The sequence below is a fragment of the Paenarthrobacter histidinolovorans genome, assembly GCF_014647595.1.
GTDB lineage: Bacteria > Actinomycetota > Actinomycetes > Actinomycetales > Micrococcaceae > Arthrobacter > Arthrobacter histidinolovorans.
On the sequence record NZ_BMPM01000001.1, the window covers coordinates 33,517 to 56,749 of the forward strand.

Consider the following 23,233-nt stretch of genomic DNA (forward strand, 5'->3'; position numbering starts at 1 on the left):
ACCCTGGCTGGGGAGCGGCAAGCAGGGGCTGCGTGAAGACGCAGACCCGTCGTAGCAATTGGCGTACCACTCCAGGAGTTCTCATGCCCGGTCCTTCAGCAACCCCACCGCAGCGGACCCTCAAAGGGCTGCTTTTCCCTTTGGTGTTGGCGATGGTGGCAGCTTTGCTGCCCCTGACCGCGCCCGCAGCTGTGGCGGTTGGCCCCTGCGACCCCATAGTGAACGCTGTGGTGTGCGAGAATTCCAAACCGGGCAGCCCGCCGTCGGAGTGGGACATCGATGGGGCCGGGGATGACAGCATCCAGGGTTTTTCCACTGAGATCAGCGTCAATGCCGGACAACCCATCCGCTTCAAGATCGACACGAAGGCCCCCAGTTACACGATCGCGGTTTACCGCACAGGCTGGTACGGGGGCAACGGTGCGCGGAAGATTGCCGACGTCACGCCGTCCGTCCTTCGCCAGACGCAGCCCGCTTGCAGGAGCGACCTGACGACTGAACTGTATGACTGCGGTACCTGGGCTGTTTCGGCCACCTGGCAGGTGCCTGCCACTGCGGTATCCGGGGTCTATATTGCCCTTCTGACGCGGCCGGATACGGGTGGGCAGAGCCACATCACCTTCATCGTCCGAAACGACGGGAACCGGTCATCGGTCGTTTTCCAAACGGCGGATCAGACGTGGCAGGCCTACAACACTTATGGCGGTGCCGACTTCTACCAGGGGGCCGTCAACGGGCGCGCCTACAAGGTGAGCTACAACCGGCCCGTGAACACCCGGGGCGGCATCGGAGGCCGGGACTTCTACTTCGCCAACGAATATCCGATGGTGCGGTTCCTGGAACAAAACGGCTATGACGTCAGCTATGTCAGCGGCCTTGACGTTGACCGCAATGGTGCAGAGCTGTTGAACCACAAAGTATTTCTTTCCGTCGGCCACGACGAATACTGGTCCGGCCCCCAAAGGGCCAACGTTACTGCGGCCCGCGACGCGGGCGTCAACCTCCAGTTCCTTTCAGGCAATGAGATGTACTGGCGTACACGGTTCGAGCCCTCCTCCGTGGACGGCGCCGCAGGCCGCACCTTGACCTGCTACAAGGAAACGTGGAGCAACGGAAAGATCGATCCCACCAGCCAATGGACCGGAACGTGGCGGGATCCGCGCTACGCATCCCAGGCCAATGGTGGTGGTCTGCCCGAAAACGGCCTGACGGGCACGCTGTATATGTCCAATTACACCGACCTGCCTGTGACGGTCTCAGCAGCTGAAGGAAAGTCGCGGTTGTGGCGCAACACTTCACTGGCGTCCCTGCCCGCAGGTTCCACTGCTGCATTGGCGCCGCACACAGTGGGCTACGAATCCGATGAGGACCTCGACAACGGTTTCCGGCCGTCGGGTCTGATCCAGTTGTCCACAACAGTAGGCAGCGTCAGCGAGTACCTTCAGGATTACGGAAATACGGTCAAACCTGGAACCACCACCCACCACATCACGTTGTACCGGGCACCCAGCGGGGCTTTGGTGTTCTCTGCCGGCAGCGTCCAGTGGACGTGGGGCCTGGACCAGGAGCACGACGGCGATGGGGCCGCTGCCGATGTGCGCATGCGGCAGGCTCAAGTGAACCTCTTCGCCGACATGGGCGTACAGCCGGCAACCCTAGCGGCCGGGCTTGTTGCCGCGAGCGCGAGCCCGGATCTGACCGGCCCAACGGTAACCATCACCGCTCCAGCCAACGGCGCGACCATCGCCCATGGAAGCAGTGTGACGGTCAGCGGAACCGCCACCGACACCGGCGGTGTGGTGGCCGGCGTCGAGGTTTCGACCGACGGCGGTACTACCTGGCACCCGGCCCAAGGCAAGGCTGCATGGACCTACACCTATATCCAGAAGGGCCTGGACACCGCCACGGTCCAGGTGCGGGCCGTGGATGACAGCGCCAACATAGGAGCTGTGGCTACGAGGAACCTTGGCCTCACCGGGCCCTACAGCGTCTTTGGCCAGACTGTCCCTGCCATCACCGACTCCGGAGACGGCGGAGCCTACGAAATGGGCATGCAATTCACGCCCTCGGTGAATGGCTTCGTGACGGGGGTCCGGTTCTACAAGAGCACAGCGAACACCGGAACCCACACGGGCTCGCTGTGGAGCTCCACCGGTACCCGCCTGGCTACGGCGACCTTTGCCAATGAAACAGCCTCGGGATGGCAGACCGTTCTGTTCAGCCAACCGGTAGCAGTTTCTGCTGGGCAAAAGTACACAGTCTCCTACTGGGCACCCAAGGGGCACTACGCCACCAAGGACTACCAGTGGGCGAGCTTTGGTTTCAATGATCCGCCATTGAAGGTGGCCGGTGGGTTCGGAGCAGAGCCTGCGGGCGTGTACAACACCTCACAAGGTTTCCCGACCAGCAGCTTCAATGGCGGCAACTACTTTGTTGATGCTGTTTTCAGCACCGTGGACACTTCCCCGCTGACAGTGTCCGGGCAATCGCCCATTCCGTCATCGTCCAGCGTCCCTGTCACCACCAAGGTCAGTGCCTCCTTCTCCAAGCCCGTGACCGCTGCCAGCGTGCAGCTGGTCCTGAAATCTTCCGCCGGGACAGTGGCGGGCAGTACGAGCTATGACGCGACCACGCGCAAGGCAACCTTCACACCTGCATCCCAGTTGGCCTTCAGCACCGTGTACACGGCAACGTTGTCCGGCACCGACAGCACGGGAGGCCAGGTCACCTCCGGCGGCACGTGGACCTTCACCACCGCTGCCACGGCATCCGTGCCGGGGTCATGCCCGTGCAGTCTTTATGACGACTCCGTCACTCCCGGCATCGCGGAAATCCAGGACGGAGTGCCGCTGACCCTGGGAGTACGGTTTACCAGTGTCTCCGCAGGGCAGGTAACCGGCGTGCGTTTCTACAAGTCGGCCGGCAACACCGGGACCCACACAGGCGCGCTCTATACAGCCGGAGGCCAGCAGCTGGCAACGGTGACCTTCGCCAATGAGAGCAGCTCCGGGTGGCAGACGGCCATGTTCAGCCAGCCGGTGCAAATGGCTGCCAACACTGAGTACATTGCGAGCTACAAGTCGCTGACCGGCGCCTACTCGGCCACTGCCAATGGCTTTGGGTCCGGGCTGAGCGTTGGACCGCTGAGGACCGTTTCGGACGCCGGGGCCTACAGCTACAGCGGGGACTTCCCCGCTTCACGATCCTCCACCAGTTACCTTGTGGACGTCGTGGTGGTGGTTTCGGCTCCCCCGTTCACCGTCGGTGGCCAATCCCCCATCCCGAACGCCTCGAGTGTTCCCCTCAACACGACAGTCAGCGCTGTTCTTTCCGAAGCAGCAGTCGCCTCGAGCGTCGCTCTGTCGCTCAAGTCGGCCGCAGGTGCTTCGGTTGCCGGGACCACCGTCTATGACAGCAATACCCGCAAGGTCACCTTCACCCCTGCGGCTGCCTTGGCGGCAGGTACTTCCTACACCGCCACGGTGACTGCGACAGCTGTGTCCGGACAACCAATGTCCTCCGGTGGTACGTGGCAGTTCACCACAGTGCAGACCGCGGGCACACCCGGTTCGTGCCCGTGCACGCTTTACGATGACACGGTGACGCCAGGCACCCTGGAAGTCGATGATGGCGTGCCTTTGACCTTGGGTGTCCGGTTCACCAGTGACACTGCAGGGCAGGTGACCGGCGTGCGCTTCTACAAGTCGGCCGGCAACACCGGAACCCATACCGGGTACCTCTACACGGTGGGCGGCCAGGTCCTGGCGACGGTGACGTTCACGAACGAATCCAGCAGTGGCTGGCAGAGCGCAACGTTCAGCCAGCCTGTGAACATCCAGGCAGACACCGAGTACGTCGCTGCCTACAAGACGCCGACCGGCAAGTACTCCTACACCTCCGGCGGCTTCGGCGATGGCTTCACGAGGGGACCGCTGAAGACCCAACCGGATTCGGGGGCCTACTCCTATACCAGTGACTTCCCGAGTACGGCGTCAACGGCCAGCTACCTTGTGGACCTGGTCTTCACCGTCGCCGCACCGCCTCTGGCCATTAGTGCCCAGGTGCCCGCTCCAGGAGCCACCGCCATTCCCACGGACGTGAAACCATCCATCACGTTCTCCACCGCAATTAACCCGGGTGCCACGTTCACTTTGACTGCGAACGGCTCGTCCGTGGCAGGAACGGCGGCGTTGTCAGCTGACGCCCGAACCATCACGTTCACGCCGACGGCCGCCCTTCCCGCCAACACCCAGATATCGGTCAACGTCTCGGGCGTGGCCACCCCACAGGGGCAAACCCTGCCCCCGACCTCCTGGCAGTTCACCACTGCAGCGGCCGCTGTCCAGCAATCGACGATCTTTGGTTCGTTGCTTCCCCAGGTTGCCGCCAATTCCGACTCGCTTTCAGTGGAGCTCGGAACAGCCTTCACGGTGTCCCAAAGCGGCAACGTGACCGGCATCCGCTTCTACAAGGGGACCGGAAACACGGGAACCCACGTTGGTTCGCTGTGGAACGCTGCGGGCACCCGGCTGGCACAGGTGACGTTTACCAACGAGACGGCCACTGGCTGGCAAACGGCCACGCTGGCCACCCCGGTTGCCTTGTCCACCGGCCAAACCTATGTGGTGTCTTACCGGGCACCGAACGGCCACTACTCCTCCACGCCGGGGTTCTTCAACCAGACATGGACGAGCGGAGTGTTCACGGCATCGGGTCCGAACAATGGACGCTACCGGTACGGCTCAGGTGGCGTCATGCCCACCAACTCCTGGAACGCCACGAACTACTTCGTGGATGTGGTGTACTCCACCGCCGCACCAGCCCAGCAGGTGGCCTCTCCATCGCCGTCGCCCACACCAACACCAACACCAACCGCGACGGCGACGGCGACGGCTACTGCGACGGCGACCCCGTCACCGAGTCCATCACCGAGTCCCTCGCCCAGCCCGAGCCAGACAGGACTCATCTGCGGTTTGCTTCGGATCTGCTGAAGCAACGTACTCAGCGAACGACGCTTGGCGACCAGCCGTGGGCAATGAACACGCTTGGTTGGGCGCCGGCGTCTGTTCCCAGCTTCCAGATGTTGCTGTCCCCATCACTGGACTCATCCGGCAACCCGTATAAAAGGTTCCGGTCATCAAGCCACTCGATCTGATCGTCCACACTCCGCTTTTCGCCAAGGACGGTCTCGCGTCCCGAGGCGAGGTCAAGAACCGCGACGTTCCAGTGCGCAGCCAACGCACCGCCGTCGTTCTTCTTGTACGCGATCCGGGTACCGTCCGGGGAGATCGAAGGACACTCCACGTTGTCATGGACAGCCGTCAAGGTCTTTGCTGACAAGCTCCCCCGCACCAACCAGATGCGTCCGGAAGCCGCTGCGGTGGCATAGAAAACGTCCGCCTGGCCCGGCGCGAAGGTCACCCCCCAGATGTTCCGGTCGGTAGCCTGCAAACGTTCGCCGTTGACAAGCAGGGCGAAATCCTCCAGGTTGCCGGTAGTACCACCGGGCAGGCTGATTTCGGTGGCCGTGGAAAATCCTGCGGTGGCATAGGAGTGACCTGTGACGAACACGGTGGTGGCGATCATGGAGCCGTCGGGGCTGATCCGGGTCCGGCTGGGTATCCCGGGCAGCGGCCAGGCCCGTTGCTGCTCCCAGTCGTGGTCAAACACGTTGGCTTCAAAAGAGGTCACCAGGCCGCGGTTGGTGCGCAAACACACCACCTGCTCCGGCGAACCGTAAACCCGGTCGCATTCCTGGCCGCTGATGGCCCGGGTACCGCCAGGATCCGACAACGGAACAGTGGCGGCGTTCCCGTACCCCTGCCCGGATGCGGTGTTGCGGAACAGCACGAACGGAGCGCCGGGAAGCTTGACGCCGGCCGAAGTCCCCACGGACGAGGCCGCCGTCCGGCTCTCCTCGAAGCGTTGGTAGGCCCCCACCGCATATACCCCTGCAGCAACCAGGACCACTACCGTGACCACCAGGAGGGCGCCCCACCGCACCTTTTGCCCGCCAGCTCCCGCTGAGGCGCGATCCCTCATGCGTCGTCGCTCACGTCGGCTGGGACAGCGCGCTTGGCACCACGGAGGATGAAGACCACAGCCAGCACGGCACCTGCCAACAGCGCCCCCGCCAGCAGCATCGCAGTGGAAGCACCAACGGCGTACCACAGCACACCGAAGCCGGCCGATGCCAGCATGCGGGTCAGGGCCACCACAGTTTGCGCGGAGGCGATGCCCGTGGCGAGCTTTCCCGACGGCGTCAGCTGGCTTGCCAAGGCGGCCAGGACGCCATCAGTGCCTGCGTAAAAAGCACCCAGCAGGACCAAACAGCCTACCGTCGCCCACAGCCCACCGAAAGGAGCCGCGGCCAGCAGATACGTGGCAAGCAGGGCGACATGCCCGGCTACGAACACCGGTATCTTGCCCACCCGGTCTGCCAGCCGCCCCATTGGGATGGCCAACGCGAGAAACACCACGTTGGTGCCCACGAAAAGAAGCGGGAACCACTGCACGGCGAAGGAATCCCTGTCCTGGAGGACCAGGTAAATAAACCCGTCGCCTATGGTCGCCAAGCCCAAAAGCCCTGCTGCGATCAGTAGCTTGCCCAGACACGGTTCTTTCAAGTGGCTCCAGGAAAACGCGAAAAGCCTGTGGCCCTCCCGTGCCCCGGACCCTTTCAGTGCCTTGGCCTGGATGTCGGGCACCACCAGGCCGAGAACGGCGACGCCAATCACCGCGAAGGCCAGCGACACCACAAACACGGTGCTGAACCCGTTGGGAATCATCAAGAGCACAAAGAAGGCGATCAACGGACCAGCTGCCGCACCTATGTTGTCCAGCATCCGGTGCACGCCGAACGACCTCGCCAGATGCTGCGGCTGCGCAGAGACTGAAATCAGCGCATCGCGCGGAGCGGTCCTGATACCTTTGCCGATACGGTCAGCGGTGACAATCGCCGCAATCGCCCAGAAACCCCCGGCGAAAAGGAAACCGATCCTGGCAAGCATGGACAAGCCGTAGCCCGCCAAGGCTATGCGTTTGGGGTGGCCGGTGCGGTCGGCAGCCCAGCCGGCCGCGATCCTGACTATGGCACTGGCACCTTGGTTGATGCCGTCAATGACCCCGAAGGCGATGGTGGACAAACCCAGGAAACCTGTCACGTACAGGGGCAGGATCGCCGACACCGATTCCGAGGAGACATCGGTGACCATACTGACAATGCCCAGCCACAGGATCACCGGAGACAAGCGGAACGGCACCTCGCTGGATAGTGCCGTCCCCATGCCCTGCGGTTTATCCCGCTTACCGCCGCTGCGGTCCGAAAGGGAAATATACATCTGTGCTCTAATCCGCCGCCGTGTGCAGGCTGCCCAAAAGCTGGAAGCGCGAGCTGCCTGTCCCCGTTGTTGATACCGAGACGGTCACCGTGTCCGTGCCCCGGACGAACCGGGCAGCCATGGCACCGTCCGCGGCCGGCGCTTCTTCGGTCCAGAATCCATGCGACACCAAGGAGTCACGGAAGGAACCCAGCACCTCTGCCTGCGGCTTGTCGATGATGCCGTCAGCTGCAACCTGGAGTGTGTTGCCGGAGGTCGAGACGGAGGTTGAACCGATGGTGGACCCAGCCGGCAGGGTAAGGATCCCTGCGGGCCATCCGTCCACCATTTCACCGTCTGCGGAACCGGGCTCCGGCAAGGCCCCGGTGATCAGTGGAGCGGGAGCCGTAGGCGCGGGAAGCCCTGTGGGTGTTGCCGTCACGGGAGGAAGGACTTCCAGCGCCTTGCCGGCGGAGGGTGACGATCCGCCGTCGACGCCGCCTTCAGTACCTCCACCCGATGAAGCGCCCGACGGCGAACTGCCGGACGTGGGTGCCTCGGCGCCCTGCGAGGTGGTGCCGGCCGAAGCGGTGGAGCCTGGCCCGGTGGAGCCGGGGCTTGGGGTGGACGAGGACGTCGTCTGCGCCGAGGGCGCCGTTTTCACGGCCAGTTGGTCAAAGAGAATCGCGACGGCGGCGATCAGCACGGCAAGGCATATGCCTGCGATGACCAGCCGCCGCGCCATCATGGCGTTCCCGCAAGAACGGCCCGGCCCCGCAGCGGATCTTCTGCGGAGGAGTCAGGAGCAGCGGGTAGAAGTGACGCCACCCGCGATGAGGTGGCGTTAGGCCGTGCGATGGCGATGTACCGCACCATGCGTTTCATGGGGACAGTCTGCCATTCACACCGCGATTCCGGAACAGTTTTAGCCCTACCAGCGCCCATTCCGTGGGCGTGGCTGGCAGACCGGGCAGGTATAGGAGGAACGGTTCATGAACTGTTCCCGCTTGATGACGCTCTGGAGTCCCTTTGCGGCACAGCGCAGGCAGTATTCGCCGGCCCGCCCGTAGGCGTTGAGGGAGCGCGCGAAGTATCCGGAATCACCGTTGACGTTGACGTAGAGGGAGTCGAAACTGGTTCCTCCGGCGGCCAAAGCGGCGTCCATGACATCCTTGACGGCGGCGATGAGCCGCTCCGCATCTGCCCGTCGCAGGGTGTCTGTGGGTCGTGCATAGTGGAGCTGCGCCTTCCACAAGGCCTCATCGGCGTAGATATTGCCGATGCCGGAGATGACTCCCTGGTCAAGAAGGGCACGCTTCAGGCCCGTCTTCCGCTTCTTGACGCTTCGGTAGAACGCGTCGAACGAGAACCACGGATCCAACGGATCCCTTGCAATGTGCGAGGCTTGTTCTGCGATCTCCGGCAGCGGAGTCTCGCCCAGGCCTCCTGGACCAGCGTCCGGAGTGGGCACGAGCGAGGTCACGAAGAGGCCGCCGAAGATCCTCTGGTCCACGAACCGCAGTTGCTCCGGCATGCCGTCCACCGGGCTCAACGAGATCCTGACCTTGAGGTGTTTTTCGTCGGGTACCTCGGGGTCCTGCATGAGCAGTTGCCCGCTCATCCCAAGATGCGCCATCAGCGCCACCTTGGGAAGGGTCGCTTCATCTGTAGCGGACAGACCATCCATGGCAAGGGGCATCCACAGGAACTTTCCGCGTCGGACGACGTCAAGCACTCGGGCGTGCTCAAGGTTTCCGACAAAGTCCTCGGTCCCGAGGGCGTGGCGCCGGATGGAGCGGGGGTCAAGTACCTCGACGCCGGTGATGGTCCGGCCCCTGACCCACCGGGCAAGGCCACGGCGCACCACTTCTACTTCGGGAAGCTCAGGCATGGATCAAGCGGACGCCGGACCAGTCGGGGCCGCGTCCAGGGCAGTCAGGGCACGCCAGGCGTCGGCGGCCGCTTCCTGTTCTGCTTCTTTCTTGGAATGCCCGGAACCGCGCCCGTAGGGTGTTCCGCCAATGTTCAGTACGGCTTCGAAAGTCCGTGCGTGGTCAGGACCCGAGCCCTCCACCGCATAGTGGATGGCACCCAGTTGCCGGCTTGCGGTGAGCTCCTGGATGCTTGTCTTCCAGTCCGTCCCGGCGCCCAAGGCACCTGCGTCCTTCAGGAGCGGTCCCACGAGCCGCATCACCAGCTGGCGTGCGGTTTCGATGTCGTTCGACAGATAAGTGGCACCGATCAACGCCTCCATGGTGTCAGCCAGGATGGAGGCTTTGTTCTTGCCGTCAGTGAGCTTTTCGCCTTGCCCGAGGTAGATGAACTCGCCGACGCCGATCTCACGGCCGATTCCAGCCAGGGCACGGGTACTGACGACGGCGGAGCGGCGCTTGGCCAGCTCGCCTTCAGGCAGCGTGGGGTTCTCACGGTAAAGGGAATCGGTCACGGAGAAACCCAGGATGGAGTCGCCGAGGAACTCAAGGCGCTCGTTGGTGGGGATCCCGCCGTTCTCATACGCGTATGAGCGATGTGTGAGAGCAAGACGAAGCGTCTCGGTGTCAATGGAGACACCGAGACGCTTCAGAAGCTCTTCAGTTGAAGACATCCTTAGTCAGCCTCTACGGCAGATTAGGCGTCTGCGACCTTGCGGCCCTTGTATTCAAGGAACAGCGCGGTGCCGGCAGAGTCAGTAACGACCTTTGCCTGGTGCGGCAGGCTGTACGTAACCTGACCGTTTTCGATGGTCTTGACCAAGTTGGGGGCAGTTGCCTTCCACTGGGCACGGCGGGCGCGTGTATTTGCGCGAGACATTTTCCGCTTGGGAACAGCCACGGCTATCTCATTTCTCTCTTAGACGAACACTTACTAATCGGTTTGCCGGTCAGTCTTAGCCAGATCAGCTAGGGCAGCCCAGCGAGGGTCAATGACCTCGTGGTGGTGCCCCGGCTCGTCTTCCAGGCGCGCTCCACATTCGGAGCACAGACCCTGGCAGTCTTCCCGGCACACCGGCTGGAACGGCAGCATAGTGACAACTGCGTCCCGCAACACCGGCTCAAGATCGATCAGATCGTACTCGACTCGACGTTGCTCTTCATCGTCTTCTTCGGCCGAAAGCTCAGCACCTTCGTAGAAGAAAAGTTCTTGCACATTGACCTCAAGGTCATACGCAAGGGGATCCAGGCATCGCCCACACTCGCCGGTTACTTCGACGATCGCGGATCCGGATACCAGAATTCCTTCGTGTACGGCCTCAAGACGAAGATCCAGCTCGATATCCGAGCCTTCCTTTACGCCAATGAGCGCCACACCAAGGTCACTTGGTGCAGGTACATGCTCGTTGAGTGTCCGCATGGTCCCTGGACTGCGTCCAAGGTCCTTGACTACCAGCGCCAAGGGCGAACTTGCATCTCGCTTAATGAGAACTCCTGTAGAACATATGACCGACGTACCATCTTAGCCTGATCACGCTTGAGGACTCAAACCGGCTCCGGGCGCGCACGGAAGCGCGCTGGTTTCAGCTTGGGGAACTCTGCGTGAGAGCGCAGGTACCCGACAAGCCTACCCCTTGCGCGGCCCTTCAGTGGGCGGCTCGCCTGCAAGGAGCCGCTTCAAGACCGATTTGGGGACGAAATCGGAAATGTCCCCACCCAGGACATTGACTTCCTTGATCAGGGTTGAGGACAAGTGGACGTAGTGCGCCTCGGCGGGCAGGAACACGGTTTCGACGCCGGCCAACTGGCGGTTCATCGTGGCCATCGGCAACTCGTAGTCGAAGTCCGAGGAGGAGCGCAGGCCTTTGACGATCGCCGAAACACCCCTGTGACGGCAATACTCGGCCAGGAGGCCTTCGCCCATGGGCTCCACGATGATTCCACGCAGGGAAGCCAACGTTTCGCGAGCCATCTCCATGCGGTCCTCGAGGCTGAACCGGTACTTCTTGGCGTAGTTGGTGGACACGGCCACGATGACTTCATCGAACAGGCCGGCGGCCCGGGCAATGACTTCGAGATGTCCATTGTGGATAGGGTCAAAGGATCCAGGGCATACCGCGCGTCTCATGAGACGAACCTACCCCATGGCTTCGCCGGGATACCATGGCTGCCATGGCATCAGCAGGCAGCAACGCTCCCCTTATTGGAACTTCCGACGAGGCTCCGGCGCCTTGGAAACGGGCCGCTCTGGGGGCCAACCTGCTCTCTCCTGCCGGGGACCTGGGAGTCACCATATTCGAAGAAATGACCACATTGGCTGTCTCCACCGGCGCCATCAACCTCGGTCAAGGCTTTCCCGACGAGGACGGCCCCGCAGAGATCAAGGCCGCTGCGCAGGACGCCATCGCCGCAGGAGCGAACCAATATGCGCCCGGCAAAGGTGTCCCTGCCTTGCGGGAAGCCGTCTCCGCCCACCAGCAACGGTTCTACGGACTGGCACCGGATCCCGACAATGAAGTCCTGGTCACCACCGGAGCAACGGAGGCCATCGCAGCGGCGCTGCTGGCCTTCGTCGAGTCCGGCGACGAGGTCCTGACGTTCGAGCCGTTTTACGACTCGTACGGGGCCATTATCGGGATGGCCGGTGCCAAGCATGTCACCGCTCCCCTGCTTGCCCCTGACTTCCTGCCGGACCTCGAAACGCTGGAAGAAGCCTTCAGCAGCAGAACCAAAATTGTCCTCCTGAACAACCCGCACAACCCCACGGGCGCCGTCTTTCCCAGGAGCGTCCTCGCCAGGATCGTGGAGTTGGCAGTCAGATACGACGCCATCATCCTCAGCGACGAAGTCTACGAACATCTCACGTTTGGCGTGCCGCATATGCCGGTGGCCACCCTTCCCGGCGCTGCCGAACGCACCATCACCATCTCCTCCGCCGGCAAGACCTTCTCCTTCACCGGATGGAAGATCGGCTGGCTCACGGGACCTGCACACCTGGTGGCAGCTGTACGCACCGTAAAGCAATTCCTGACCTACAGCTCCGGAACACCGTTCCAGGGCGCCATCGCCGTCGGCCTTGGCCTTCCCGACTCGTTTTACCTGGGCATTGCCGAAACGCTCCGGCAAAAACGCGACGTCCTTGCCGAAGGCCTCCGCGCCGCCGGCTTCGGGGTCTACAACCCCAGCGGTACGTATTTCATCAACGTCGATACCGGGCCCCTGGGCATCAGTGACTCCGTTGATCTGGCGCGGCGCCTGCCGGGGCTTGTCGGAGTGGCTGCCATCCCCGTCCCGGTCTTCTGCCACCCGGAGGGCGCCGAACGCACCCGGAGCCTGCTGCGTTTTGCCTTCTGCAAGAAGATGGATGTCCTGGAAGAAGCTGCCGGCCGTCTTGCCACGCTCAAGGAACGCCTGTGAGCCCCCAAGACCCGGGCCATGCCCCGCGCTTCCTCCGCACCACGGGCCAGCACGCCAGCATTTATCCAGACCCCCTCGTGGAGGGCAGCTTCATCCTGAGCATCGGCGGTGCCGAACAGTCACACGTGAACCTGGCAGAGCCCGGGGAAATCTTTTATGAATACCTTCGCAGGATCGGGCATGTGGTGGATCTGGCGGCAGAACCGGGACGCCCCATCCGGGCCCTTCACCTGGGTGCCGGAGCCCTCACACTGGCCCGTTACATCCAAGCCACCCGCCCCGGCTCCGAACAGTACGCCGTTGAACTGGAACGCGAACTCCTGGACTTTGTCCTGAACAAGCTGCCGATGCCCGAAGGTACGAGGCTGACCTCCCATATCGGCGACGCGCGCGACGCCTTGGCGGAGCTTCCCGCCGGGGCGGGGTTCGACGTCGTCATCCTTGACATCTTTTCGGGGCCGGAGGCCCCTTCCCATATCGCATGCCAGGAGTTCTATGAAGAAGCAGCGGCCCGACTCGCTCCCGGTGGGGTCCTCGTAGTCAACGTGGGCGACGAGCCTGCGCTCACCCTTGTCCGCAGCCAGGTATCAGCACTGCGCAAAGCCATGCCGGATGCCGCTGCTTTTGCGGAAGCCGGCATGTTTGCAGGCCGCTATCCGGGCAATATCATCCTGGTCGGCACGCGCACGCCATGGCCTGCCGAATGGACAGCTGAACTACTGGCCCGCGGCCCCCATCCGGCTGCCGTCCTGACGGGCGTGGACCTGGACCGGATCACCGGATAGCCGGACCCACAGTTCACGCGGGTTCAGCGAACCACAGCTTGGTCTCCCCGTACTTTTTGTCTGCAAAACACTCCAAGGCGTCAGGCCACGACGGTTCGGGGCTGCGGGAACTGCGCTCCACCACCACTACGGCTGCATCGTCCAGGTGCAGCGCCAGTTTTTCGAGCACCGCGCCGAGGGCCGGTTCGTCCAGGGGGTAGGGCGGGTCAAGGAAGACCAAGTCCCAGATCAAAGCATCACCCGCACGCTCCAGGAACGACTCCACTTTGGAGCGGTGAACCGACACCCTCCTGGACCCCAGGCTTTGGTTGACCAGGTCCGCATTCCGCTGGCAGACGTCGCTTGCCTTGGCATCGAACTCCACCAGGTCCACGCTGCGCGCGCCCCGGCTGGCGCTCTCGACGCCCAGCGACCCCGAGCCGGCATAGAGATCCAGGACCCGGGCGCCATCAATGACCGCCAGGGACTCCAGACGCGAGAACAGGGCTTCCTTGACGCGATCCGTGGTGGGTCTCGTGGAATTTCCGGGGACACTTGCCAGCGGGTTGCCACCGGCAACTCCGGCGATGATGCGGCTCACAGGCATGCTCCTAGCGGGCGTTTCCCGGGGCTTCTAACCGCGTTCAAGGAACGCCTCCTTCTCAGGGTTCAAGTACTGGTCGATCGCGGCGGCAAGCGCGGGCTGGTCCGCCAACGCAGGATCCTCCGCCACCAAGGATTGGGCATCGGTCCTGGCACGGGCAATGAGGTCCTCGTGTTCAAGGACCCGGAGCAGCTTCAACGTCGACCGTCCGCCGGACTGCGACGCACCCAGGATGTCGCCCTCCCGGCGCAGCTTCAGGTCTTCCTGCGACAATTCAAAACCATCGGTGGTGGACGCGACCGCGTCCAGCCGGCGCCGGCTCGGATGTCCGGGCTCCAGGGTGGTCACCAACAGACACGTGCCGGGCAGCCCTCCGCGCCCCACACGCCCGCGCAGCTGGTGGAGCTGGGAAATGCCAAAACGGTCAGCGTCAAGGATCACCATCAATGTGGCGTTGTGGACATCCACACCCACCTCGATGACAGTGGTGGAAACCAGAACCTTGGTCTCGTTGGAGGCAAAGGAGGCCATGGTTTCGGACTTCACTTGCGGGTCCTGCCGGCCGTGCAGGGGTGCCACCGGCACGCCGGCCAGGGACGGCTCCTGCAGGAGGCCCTCGACGACGGCCGTCACCGAGGCGAGCTCCCTCGCCGCGCCCTCCTCCTGGAGTTCGGCGTCACTTGGTTCCGATTCGCCGGGGCTGAAATCGCCGTCGTCGTCTGATCCGATCTTGGGGCACACAACGTAGACCTGGTGCCCTGCGTCGACCTCCTCGCGCGACCGTTTCCAGATGCGGTCGGCCCAGCCTGGGTTTTCGGAGAGCCCCACCACATGAGTGGAAATAGGGGCGCGGCCGGCGGGAAGTTCATCAAGGATGGACGTCTCAAGGTCGCCGAACACCGTCATTGCCACAGTGCGCGGAATGGGGGTCGCCGTCATCACGAGCAAGTGGGGCGGACGTTGCGCCTTTGCCCGGAGGGCGTCGCGCTGCTCCACCCCGAAACGGTGCTGCTCATCGACCACGATCAGGCCGAGATCCTGGAAGCTGGTCTTGTCGCTCAGCAGGGCATGCGTGCCGATGACGATCCCGGCATTTCCAGACGCCGCATCAAGCATCGCCTGCTTTCGTGCGGCTGTGGGCCTGGAACCCGTCAGCAAAGTTACCTGTACGGCTTGCTGCCCGGAGTCGCCGCCGAGCATGCCTGCCCCACCAAACATATGGTCGCGGGCAAGGGGACCAAGGGTCCGGCGGATTGAATCGAAGTGTTGCGCGGCAAGGACCTCGGTGGGTGCGAGGAGGGCAGCCTGGCCTCCGGCATCCACCACTTGGAGCATGGCGCGCAGGGCAACAATCGTTTTGCCGGAACCCACTTCTCCTTGCAGGAGCCTGTTCATGGGCGTATCCCGGCCCAGCTCTGCGGCCAGGGTTTTTCCGACGGCGGACTGGCCGGCGGTCAGCGTGAACGGCAGGTTCCGATCGAATTTACTGAGCAGGCCATCAGGCAGCGGGCGCCGGGCTGTTGCTTCCTCGGCCGCCAGCTGGGCACGCCTACGCGCCAAGGCAGTCTGCAGGACCAAAGCTTCCTGGTAACGGAAGCGTTCCTGTGCCCTTTGCCAGTCCGCCGGGGTTTCCGGCGAATGGATCAGCCGATACGCCTCCGCGACGCTCAACAAGCCGTCCCTCCCGGCAAGAGGCGCCGGGATGGGGTCCTCCAGACCGTCAAGATCCATGGTCTGAAGCAGCGCAGTGATCACTTTATGGATGGACCAGCTGGTCAGTTTGGCCGTGGCCGGGTACACCGGAATGGGCATTGCGGCCAGCTTCGCAGGGTCCATGGAACCTTCGGCCTCAGGATCCTCATCCAGCAGCAGGAAGTCCGGGTTTGTCAGGCCAAGCGCCCCACCGTAACGTGTCACCTTCCCCGAAAACATGGCCCTGCGACCCGCCAGAAGCTCCGCCTTGGCGCGGAACCCGTTGAAGAAGCTCACCTTGAGGGTCCCCGGAACACCGCTTCCGCCGGCCTCGTCGGTCACCACGACATCTGTGATCGAACCACGGCGGGCGCGCATCTGGCGGGTGCTGTTGGACAAGACGCGGGCGATGAGCGTCACTTCCTCGTCCAACGGCAGGTTGCTGATGGGCGTCAGCTCACCACGGCTCAGGTAACGCCGCGGGAAATAATTCAGCAGGGCGCCTGCTGTCTTGAGGCCCAGGTGTTTGTCGATGACTGCCGCGGACCGCTTACCGATCCTGCGTTCGAGAGGCAGCTCCAGTTCAGTAATCATGCTGGGGCAGGTCTGAGTCATGCCGGGGCAGGTCTGAGTCCTGCCGGGGCAGGGCAAGCTGGCTGACGGCGATATCGCTCGGTTCCCCGAGCGAACGGATCAGTTCCACGGCGGGAGCGGGGTCCGGAACGTGGACATGGACACGCCAGCGGTAACTGGCCTCCATCGGCGATTCATCGTCATCGTCATCGTCATTCCGAGCACCGCTGAACGAAGGCAGTCCAGTACCAGGAGCATGCCCACGCCGCCGGCATCGACCACGTGAGCCTCCTGCAACTGGGCGAGTTCATCCTCGGTGCGAAGAACGGCCTGGTAGGCGGCTTCCACCACGGCATCGAGCGACAACCCCAGTGCGTGGTTGCTGTCGTCGCCGTCCTGCTCGGCGTCAACGCGCTGTGCGGCATGGGCAGCGGCTTCCAGGACTGACAACATGGTTCCGGCCACGGGCTCACTGAGCGCAGACCAGGCGCGTATCTGGGCCCTGTTCAAAGCGGTAGCCAAAAGCGGGGCGCCAAGGCGCGTTTTGCCGGCCAATGGTTCGGCAGCTGCGCACAGGAAGACAGCGAACAATGTTCCCGAGTTGCCCCGCGCTTGTTCCATTGCCGCCTGGCCGGCCTTTGACAGCACCGCGCCAACATCGTTGCCCGATTCGGTCACCGCGACGGGGGATTCATCCAACGCCGAAACGGCAGCACGGACCGTGAGATAGAGGTTTGTGCCGGTGTCGCCGTCGGCGACGGGAAAGATGTTGATCGCATTGAGGCGATCGCTGTGGTTTCCAAGGACCACTTCCGCCTTGCCGAGCCAACGTTTCATGGCGTGCGCATTCGCGGCGATCTTAGTCTGCAAAGTGATCCCATCCAACGGTGTCAGCAGCATGCCCGGCAATCCGGACGCCACTGCCTGGCGGCTCGACAACGGCTTGCACTGAGCCTATCGCAGTGAAGCCCTGCGGCAGCTGAATTCCTGCTGGGAACGTGGCCAGCAACCCGTGGTCTTCTCCCCCGCCCAGAACCCATTCCATGGCCTCGGCGCCCAGCAAAGCGGCCGCCGGTTCCAGCACGGCGGCATACTTTTTCAACGCGATGGGGTCGAAGTCCAGCACTGCACCACTGGCGGTGGCCAGCCGGCCACCGTCGCGCAACAAGCCGTCGGAGATGTCCATCATTGCCGTTGCACCGGCCTTGGCAGCAAGTGGTCCCGCTGCCAGCGGCGGCAAAGGCCTGCACTGGTTTCCGACGAAACCCGTCAACTCCTTGTCAAGCTTTTCAAACGGGACATCGCTTTCAAGCAACGCCCAGCCGGCGGCCGCCCGGCCCAGGGTTCCGGCCACCGCCACGACGTCCCCGGCACGGGCGCCTGAGCGTAGCACCGGCGCCAGCCCGGCAAGGGTCCCGACGACGGCGACTGTCACCGCGAGTTCGCGGCCGCGGCCGAGGTCTCCGCCGGCAACAGAGCAGTCCGGTGCCCCCAGCCCGGTGATGGCTGCCGTGAGACCGTCCGCAAATGCTTCCACCCAATCGACCGGAGTGGACGGCGGCAGGGTCAGGCTCACCACCAACGAGGTGGCCCTGCCGCCCATGGCGTTGATGTCGCTGAGGTTCTGCGCCGCAGCCTTCCAGCCGACGTCGTATCCGCTGGTCCTGTAGCCGTTGTTCCACTGCAGCCTGAAGTCCTGGTCCTGCGTTTGGGTGTCTATGGAAATCAGGGCGCGGCCATCCGGGGCCGCCACGAGGGCTGCATCGTCACCGGGTCCCAGCAGGACGCCGGGGCTGCTGTTCAGCCGGGGGAAGATCCGGGCAAGGAGCTCGGACTCCGAAAGGTCTTGGACGGTCATCTGTTCTGCGGGCACGGTTCTACGCTATCGCGATCCACCGACACAATAACGACCGGCTGCCCCTGTGGTGGCTTCGCGGGAATGTGACCCGCGCTACCCGGGCGGGGCAGGCAGTGCATGCGGGATAGGCTGGAGGGATGCATCGAAAGACCCTCCGCCGGACTGCCATGGCCATTTCCCTGGCCTCTGCATCCGTCCTCGCTTTGTCGGCCTGTTCACCTGCCGTTGACGTTACTGCTGCCACTGACGCCGCCAACCCTGCCTGCGCCCCCATGATGGTGGCCCTGCCCGACAAGATCGGCGATGCTGCCCTCCGCAAGACGAACAGCCAGGCGACGGCTGCCTGGGGAGATCCGTCCCAGGTAATCCTCCGCTGCGGCGTGAACGTCCCCGGACCAACCACGGACCGCTGCGTCAGCGTCAACGGCATCGACTGGGTCATCAAGGAAGGCGACCCCGTGTATACGTTGACCACTTTCGGCCGCGAGCCCGCCACGGAAATCCTGGTCGACCCGGTCAAGCTGGAGTCTGCCAACATCAGCTCCGCGACGGTCCTGACGGAGCTCGCTGCCGCCGTCGGAAAAATCAAGGCAAGCGGCAAGTGCGTGGGCCAGGAAGACCTGCAGAACCTGCCCTCCAGCAAGTAGCGGCGGCGCCGGGACACTGCCTGCCAAGGCAGGCTTTGTGCCCCAGCCCCGCGAGCTTAGCGCAGGCCTGTCTTCCGGGTCAGCGCCAAATGGATCAGTTCATCGATCAGGTCGGCGTAGGCCAATCCGGAAGCTGCCCACATCTGCGGGTACATGCTCTTGGGAGTGAAGCCAGGCATGGTGTTGATCTCATTGATGACCAGCTCGCCTGACGGGGTGTAGAAGAAGTCCACACGGCTGAGGCCTTCCGCGCCGACGGCGTCGAAGGCGACGGCCGCCAGTTCCCTGACCCGGGCAATGGCTTCGTCCGGCATGTCGGCCGGGCAGCTCAATGCGGCAGCCCCATCCTCCACGTACTTGGCAGCGAAGTCGTAGAACTGGTGTTCCCCGGCGGCCACCGCAATTTCACCGGGCATCGACGTGCGGGGAGCATCGGTACCACGTCCCTGCAGGACGGCGCACTCAATTTCACGACCCACAATCCCGGCTTCGATAACGAGCTTCAGGTCATGGCGTCGGGCTTCCTCGACGGCGGCATCCAGGCCGTCCAGGGAGTCAACCTTCGAAATTCCCATGGAAGAACCGGCACGGGCAGGCTTGACGAACACCGGGAATCCGAGCTTGTCCACGCGTTTGCGCACGGCCTCGGCATCGGTCACCCATTCACGGTCCGTCACTGCCACATAGGGGCCCACTTTCAGTCCGGCGGCCTCGAAGACGACCTTCATGAAGTGCTTGTCCATGCCCACTGCCGAAGCCAGGACTCCGGCGCCCACGTAGCGCGTGTCGGACAACTCCAAGAGTCCCTGGATGGTCCCGTCCTCGCCCCACGGACCATGCAGCAACGGAAACACCACGTCCACGGATCCGAGCTCACGGGGAACGGCGTTGGGCTCTGCGACGATCAGCTGATGCTCACCACCGATTTCGGCCAAGGTCACAGTCTGGTCCGACGCCGCTACCTCGGGAAGCGCCGTGGAGCTCAAGGACCATTGGCTGGTGTCGCCTGAAGCCAGGACCCACTGGCCCGACTTCGCGATGCCGATGGGGATGACCTCGTACTTGTTGGTGTCGATGGCACCCATGACACCGGCTGCCGTCACGCAACTGACAGCGTGTTCGCTTGAGCGGCCCCCGAAGAGGATCGCCACGCGGGGTTTCGCCTTCACGGATGTGGGTTCTTCAGTCACCATCAGTAGTCGCCTTCAGACTTCAGTGCCCGGGCCAGCAAACGCGGCCCCAGGTCATCAACGGACATTCTGCCTTCAAGCACGGCCACGACGGCTGCGGTGATGGGCATTTCGACATTCAGTTTTCCCGCCAGTTCGTGCACGGCGGGGCCGGACTTGATGCCCTCGGCGGTCTGGGTCATCTGTTCCGCCACCTGCACCAGGCTGAGCCCTTCGCCCAGCAGACGGCCGGCAGTGTGATTCCGGGAGAGCGCAGATGAACAGGTGGCCACCAGGTCACCGAGTCCGGCGAGACCGGCCATGGTGTGGGCTTCGCCACCCAGGGCCAGGGCCAGCCGTGACGTTTCGGCAAGTCCGCGGGTTATCACCGACGCCTTGGTGTTGTCGCCCATTTGCCGGCCCTCACAAATCCCGACCGCCAGGGCAATCACATTCTTGACGATGCCGCCGATCTCCACGCCCACCACGTCCGTGCTGGTGTAGGGACGGAAGTAGGGCGCCGTGCAGCACAAGGCAATCGCAGCTGCCGTATCGGCGTCGCTGCAGGCCACGACGGAGGCCGTTGGTTGTTCCCTGGCAATCTCCATGGCCAGATTGGGACCGGAAACCACTGCGACCCGGGTCTCCGAAAGACCAAGCTCCTGGGCAATGACTTCGCTCATGCGGGCGTCCGTGCCCAGCTCCAGGCCCTTCATGAGGGACACAACCACGGCGTCGGACGACAACAGCGGTTTCCAGTCACCCAACTGCGGCCTCAACGACTGCGCAGGTACAGCGAGAACCACAAGGGTGGCATCCTTCAGCACCTCAGCCACATCCGTGGACGCAGTGATGGAGGCAGGAAGATCAATGTCCTTCAGGTATTGCTCGTTGCGGTGACGTGTGTTGATCTGCTCCACTACTTCGGCGCGGCGCCCCCAGATGCGGATACTGCGCTCGACGCCGGCAGCAATGGCCGCATCAGCCAGGATCTTCGCGAACGTGGTGCCCCAGGACCCTGCGCCCAGAACGGCCACAGTGCGTGGAACGAAGTCCGCGCTTTCGATCACCGTCACTTGCCCGCCTCCGGATCCTGGGCCTCGGAGGGTGCCCCCTCAACGAAACGGCCATGCTTGCTTTGCTTGTGGAGCGCAGGGTCCCAGCGTTCGGCCGGGGCTTTTTCGCCACGAAGCGTCTCCAGGAGGGCTGTGATGGCGTCCATGATCACGTCTGTTGCCTCGGTGAGCGTGGCCCGGTCAAGGGGCCGGTCAGCGAAGGAACTCAGGTCCACGGGTTCACCCACCAGTACCCGGACAGTCTTCCGGGGGAAGATGTGGAAACGCTTGGCGTACCGCGGGAAGACCTCCTGGGCGCCCCAATGGGCCATCGGTACTACCGGCGCCCCAGTTTGCAGGGCAAGTCGGGCAGCCCCGGTATGGCCCTTCATCGGCCACAGGTCCGGATCCCTGGTCAGGGTTCCCTCGGGATAGATGATGATGGCGCCACCGGCGTCCACCACCTCCTTGGCCAGTTGCAGCGAGCGGTTCGCTCCCGCCGTCGAGCGTTCAACGGGAATCTGCTTCGTGGCGCGCAGCAGGCTGCCGAGGACCGGCACCTTGAAAAGACCCGATTTGGCCAGGAAGTGGGGCGGGCGCTTCTGGTTGTACACCAGGTGGCCCACAACGATGGGATCAATTTCGGTGCAGTGATTGGGCACGGCGATGAACCCGCCTGCGGGAAGTTTCCCGATGCCTTCCCACTTCTTTGCCATCAACAAATTCATCGCCGGACGGGCAAGGCCCGCCAGCAATATGAACATGGCACGGCTCGTGGCCGATTCCTTCAAGGGTTCCCCCGCTACTTGATGGTGGTGATGTCGAAATCGGCGCCCAGGGCGGCCAGCTTCTCGGTGAAGCGCTCGTAACCGCGGTTGATGATATCGATCCCGGTGACCTTGGAGGTTCCAGTTGCGGCCAGCGCTGCAATGAGATGGCTGAAGCCACCACGGAGGTCCGGAATGTCGATGTCTGTGCCCCTGAGGGGCGTGGGGCCGGAGATCACCGCCGAGTGCAGGAAGTTCCGCTGACCAAAGCGGCAGGGCACGCTGCCCAGGCATTCGCGGTGCACCTGGATATTCGCCCCCATGCGGGCCAAAGCCTCGGTGAAACCAAAGCGGTTCTCATAAACGGTTTCATGGACAATCGACACGCCATCGGCCTGGGTCAGCGCGACCACCAGGGGCTGCTGCCAATCGGTCATGAAGCCCGGGTGCACGTCGGTCTCCAGGACGAGCGGGCTGAGCTTTCCACCCTGGTGGTAGAAACGGATTCCGTCGTCGCCGATGTCCATTCCGCCGCCCACCTTGCGGTAGGTGTTCAGGAACGTCATCATGTCGCGCTGGGAAGCGCCTTCAACAAAAATATCGCCGCGGGTTACCAAGGCAGCAGAGGCCCAGGATGCGGACTCGTTGCGGTCCGGGAGGGCACGGTGGTTGTACCCGCGAAGGTCCTTGACGCCCTCGATGCGGATAGTGCGGTCAGTCTGGACGCTGATGATGGCGCCCATCTTCTGGAGGACCGCGATCAGGTCGATGATCTCCGGCTCGGTTGCCGCACCAATAAGCTCGGTGATGCCTTCGGCCCGGGTTGCGCTGAGCAGAACCTGCTCGGTAGCGCCCACGGACGGGTAGGGCAGGGAGATCTTGGCACCATGCAGGCCGTGGGGAGCCGAAATGTGGATGCCGCCGGGGCGTTTTTCCACCACCGCACCAAACTGGCGAAGGACATTTAAGTGGTAGTCAATGGGCCTGTCGCCGATCTTGCAACCGCCGAGATCCGGGATGAACGCCTCACCGATCGCATGGATCAGGGGTCCACACAACAAGATAGGGATCCTGGAATCGCCGGCATGCGCGTCGATTGCAGTGCTGGAAGCCGTCTTGGCGTCCTTGGGATCCAAGGTGAGGTCGCCCGACTCTGGATCTTTGACGACGGTTACACCGTGCAGCTTCAGCAGGCTGGTGACGACCTCGACGTCCTTGATTTCCGGCACGTTCCTCAGCACCGATGGCTCGCTGCCCAGCAACGCGGCCACCATCGCCTTGGGCACCAGGTTCTTGGCACCGCGAACGGTCACTCGTCCAGTTAACGGGACCCCACCGCGGATTGTCAGAACACTACTCATCTATACCGGTTTCCTCACGACTACTCGCCCCCCAAACTTACAAAGGCTCCAGCTAAGCATAGAAGCTCACGTAACC

At 63.4% G+C, this 23,233-nt stretch carries 19 protein-coding genes and 1 pseudogene; 4 read left to right on the top strand and 16 right to left on the bottom strand.

Annotated features, from left to right (window positions below; translation table 11 throughout):
- Window positions 1-83 precede the first annotated feature (83 nt).
- Window positions 84-4,991 (top strand): DUF4082 domain-containing protein, encoded by a 4,908-nt coding sequence (locus tag IEY62_RS00165; protein ID WP_189012889.1) that lies wholly within the window; start codon window positions 84-86, stop codon window positions 4,989-4,991.
- A 10-nt stretch (window positions 4,992-5,001) separates the two neighbouring features.
- On the opposite strand, the gene IEY62_RS00170 is transcribed toward IEY62_RS00165, so the two are convergent.
- The 8 genes from IEY62_RS00170 to coaD all read right to left on the bottom strand — a co-directional run bounded on the left by IEY62_RS00170 (window position 5,002) and on the right by coaD (window position 11,378).
- The gene (locus IEY62_RS00170; protein ID WP_189012891.1) at window positions 5,002-6,042 is read right to left on the bottom strand and encodes a TolB family protein; all 1,041 of its coding nucleotides are present in this window, start codon (window positions 6,040-6,042) and stop codon (window positions 5,002-5,004) included.
- On the bottom strand, window positions 6,039-7,286 hold the full coding sequence (locus IEY62_RS00175; RefSeq protein WP_229784961.1) for an MFS transporter: 1,248 nt from the start codon (window positions 7,284-7,286) through the stop codon (window positions 6,039-6,041). The genes IEY62_RS00170 and IEY62_RS00175 overlap by 4 nt, the downstream gene beginning before the upstream one ends.
- A 61-nt stretch (window positions 7,287-7,347) precedes the next feature.
- Window positions 7,348-8,067, bottom strand: a complete 720-nt coding sequence (locus tag IEY62_RS00180; protein WP_189012892.1) for a hypothetical protein — start codon at window positions 8,065-8,067, stop codon at window positions 7,348-7,350.
- Window positions 8,068-8,250: 183 nt separating this feature from the next.
- Complete coding sequence (gene mutM / locus IEY62_RS00185; RefSeq protein ID WP_189012894.1) at window positions 8,251-9,210, bottom strand: bifunctional DNA-formamidopyrimidine glycosylase/DNA-(apurinic or apyrimidinic site) lyase; 960 nt, start codon at window positions 9,208-9,210, stop codon at window positions 8,251-8,253.
- A 3-nt stretch (window positions 9,211-9,213) separates the two neighbouring features.
- Window positions 9,214-9,924, bottom strand: coding sequence for a ribonuclease III (gene rnc / locus IEY62_RS00190; RefSeq protein ID WP_189012896.1), 711 nt, complete (start codon window positions 9,922-9,924; stop codon window positions 9,214-9,216).
- 23 nt (window positions 9,925-9,947) lie between these two features.
- Window positions 9,948-10,151 carry a 50S ribosomal protein L32 gene (gene rpmF, locus IEY62_RS00195; protein ID WP_011775139.1) on the bottom strand — a complete coding sequence of 68 codons (204 nt, stop codon included), beginning with the start codon at window positions 10,149-10,151 and terminating at the stop codon, window positions 9,948-9,950.
- A 33-nt stretch (window positions 10,152-10,184) separates the two neighbouring features.
- Entirely contained in the window at window positions 10,185-10,712 is a 528-nt protein-coding gene (locus IEY62_RS00200; RefSeq protein WP_079582429.1) for a YceD family protein, read from the bottom strand.
- Between the two features lie 165 nt (window positions 10,713-10,877).
- Window positions 10,878-11,378, bottom strand: coding sequence for a pantetheine-phosphate adenylyltransferase (coaD, locus tag IEY62_RS00205; RefSeq protein ID WP_189012898.1), 501 nt, complete (start codon window positions 11,376-11,378; stop codon window positions 10,878-10,880).
- 35 nt (window positions 11,379-11,413) lie between these two features.
- On the opposite strand from coaD, the gene IEY62_RS00210 reads away from it, so the two are divergent.
- Together IEY62_RS00210 and IEY62_RS00215 are read left to right on the top strand one after the other, a co-directional pair.
- A complete protein-coding gene (locus IEY62_RS00210; protein WP_189012900.1) occupies window positions 11,414-12,667 on the top strand; it encodes an aminotransferase class I/II-fold pyridoxal phosphate-dependent enzyme in 1,254 nt (417 codons plus the stop codon).
- Window positions 12,664-13,452: a spermidine synthase gene (locus IEY62_RS00215; protein ID WP_189012903.1), complete on the top strand. Its 789-nt coding sequence runs from the start codon at window positions 12,664-12,666 to the stop codon at window positions 13,450-13,452. Before IEY62_RS00210 ends, IEY62_RS00215 begins: the two co-directional genes overlap by 4 nt.
- 13 nt (window positions 13,453-13,465) lie before the next feature.
- Here IEY62_RS00215 and rsmD read toward each other — a convergent pair whose 3' ends face one another.
- The 4 genes and pseudogenes from rsmD to thiL form a co-directional block, all read right to left on the bottom strand.
- On the bottom strand, window positions 13,466-14,032 hold the full coding sequence (gene rsmD, locus IEY62_RS00220; protein WP_189012905.1) for a 16S rRNA (guanine(966)-N(2))-methyltransferase RsmD: 567 nt from the start codon (window positions 14,030-14,032) through the stop codon (window positions 13,466-13,468).
- Between the two features lie 33 nt (window positions 14,033-14,065).
- Entirely contained in the window at window positions 14,066-16,321 is a 2,256-nt protein-coding gene (locus tag IEY62_RS00225) for an ATP-dependent DNA helicase RecG (RefSeq protein WP_189012907.1), read from the bottom strand.
- Window positions 16,311-17,137, bottom strand: a pseudogene (locus IEY62_RS00230) (DAK2 domain-containing protein). Before IEY62_RS00230 ends, IEY62_RS00225 begins: the two are co-directional and overlap by 11 nt.
- A gap of 22 nt (window positions 17,138-17,159) precedes the next feature.
- Window positions 17,160-18,158, bottom strand: coding sequence for a thiamine-phosphate kinase (thiL, locus tag IEY62_RS00235; RefSeq protein WP_189014327.1), 999 nt, complete (start codon window positions 18,156-18,158; stop codon window positions 17,160-17,162).
- A gap of 137 nt (window positions 18,159-18,295) precedes the next feature.
- Here thiL and IEY62_RS00240 point away from each other — a divergent pair, with 137 nt between their 5' ends.
- Window positions 18,296-18,805 (top strand): DUF3515 domain-containing protein, encoded by a 510-nt coding sequence (locus IEY62_RS00240; RefSeq protein ID WP_189012909.1) that lies wholly within the window; start codon window positions 18,296-18,298, stop codon window positions 18,803-18,805.
- A 56-nt stretch (window positions 18,806-18,861) separates the two neighbouring features.
- Here IEY62_RS00240 and IEY62_RS00245 read toward each other — a convergent pair whose 3' ends face one another.
- Genes IEY62_RS00245 through murA form a run of 4 tightly spaced genes read right to left on the bottom strand, consistent with a single transcriptional unit; the run spans window position 18,862 to window position 23,157 of the window.
- Entirely contained in the window at window positions 18,862-19,998 is a 1,137-nt protein-coding gene (locus IEY62_RS00245) for a D-alanine--D-alanine ligase family protein (protein WP_189012911.1), read from the bottom strand.
- On the bottom strand, window positions 19,998-21,050 hold the full coding sequence (locus IEY62_RS00250) for an NAD(P)H-dependent glycerol-3-phosphate dehydrogenase (protein ID WP_189012913.1): 1,053 nt from the start codon (window positions 21,048-21,050) through the stop codon (window positions 19,998-20,000). Before IEY62_RS00250 ends, IEY62_RS00245 begins: the two co-directional genes overlap by 1 nt.
- Window positions 21,047-21,820: a lysophospholipid acyltransferase family protein gene (locus IEY62_RS00255; RefSeq protein WP_189012915.1), complete on the bottom strand. Its 774-nt coding sequence runs from the start codon at window positions 21,818-21,820 to the stop codon at window positions 21,047-21,049. The genes IEY62_RS00250 and IEY62_RS00255 overlap by 4 nt, the downstream gene beginning before the upstream one ends.
- Before the next feature lie 11 nt (window positions 21,821-21,831).
- Window positions 21,832-23,157: a UDP-N-acetylglucosamine 1-carboxyvinyltransferase gene (gene murA / locus IEY62_RS00260; RefSeq protein ID WP_026266908.1), complete on the bottom strand. Its 1,326-nt coding sequence runs from the start codon at window positions 23,155-23,157 to the stop codon at window positions 21,832-21,834.
- Window positions 23,158-23,233: the final 76 nt, after the last annotated feature.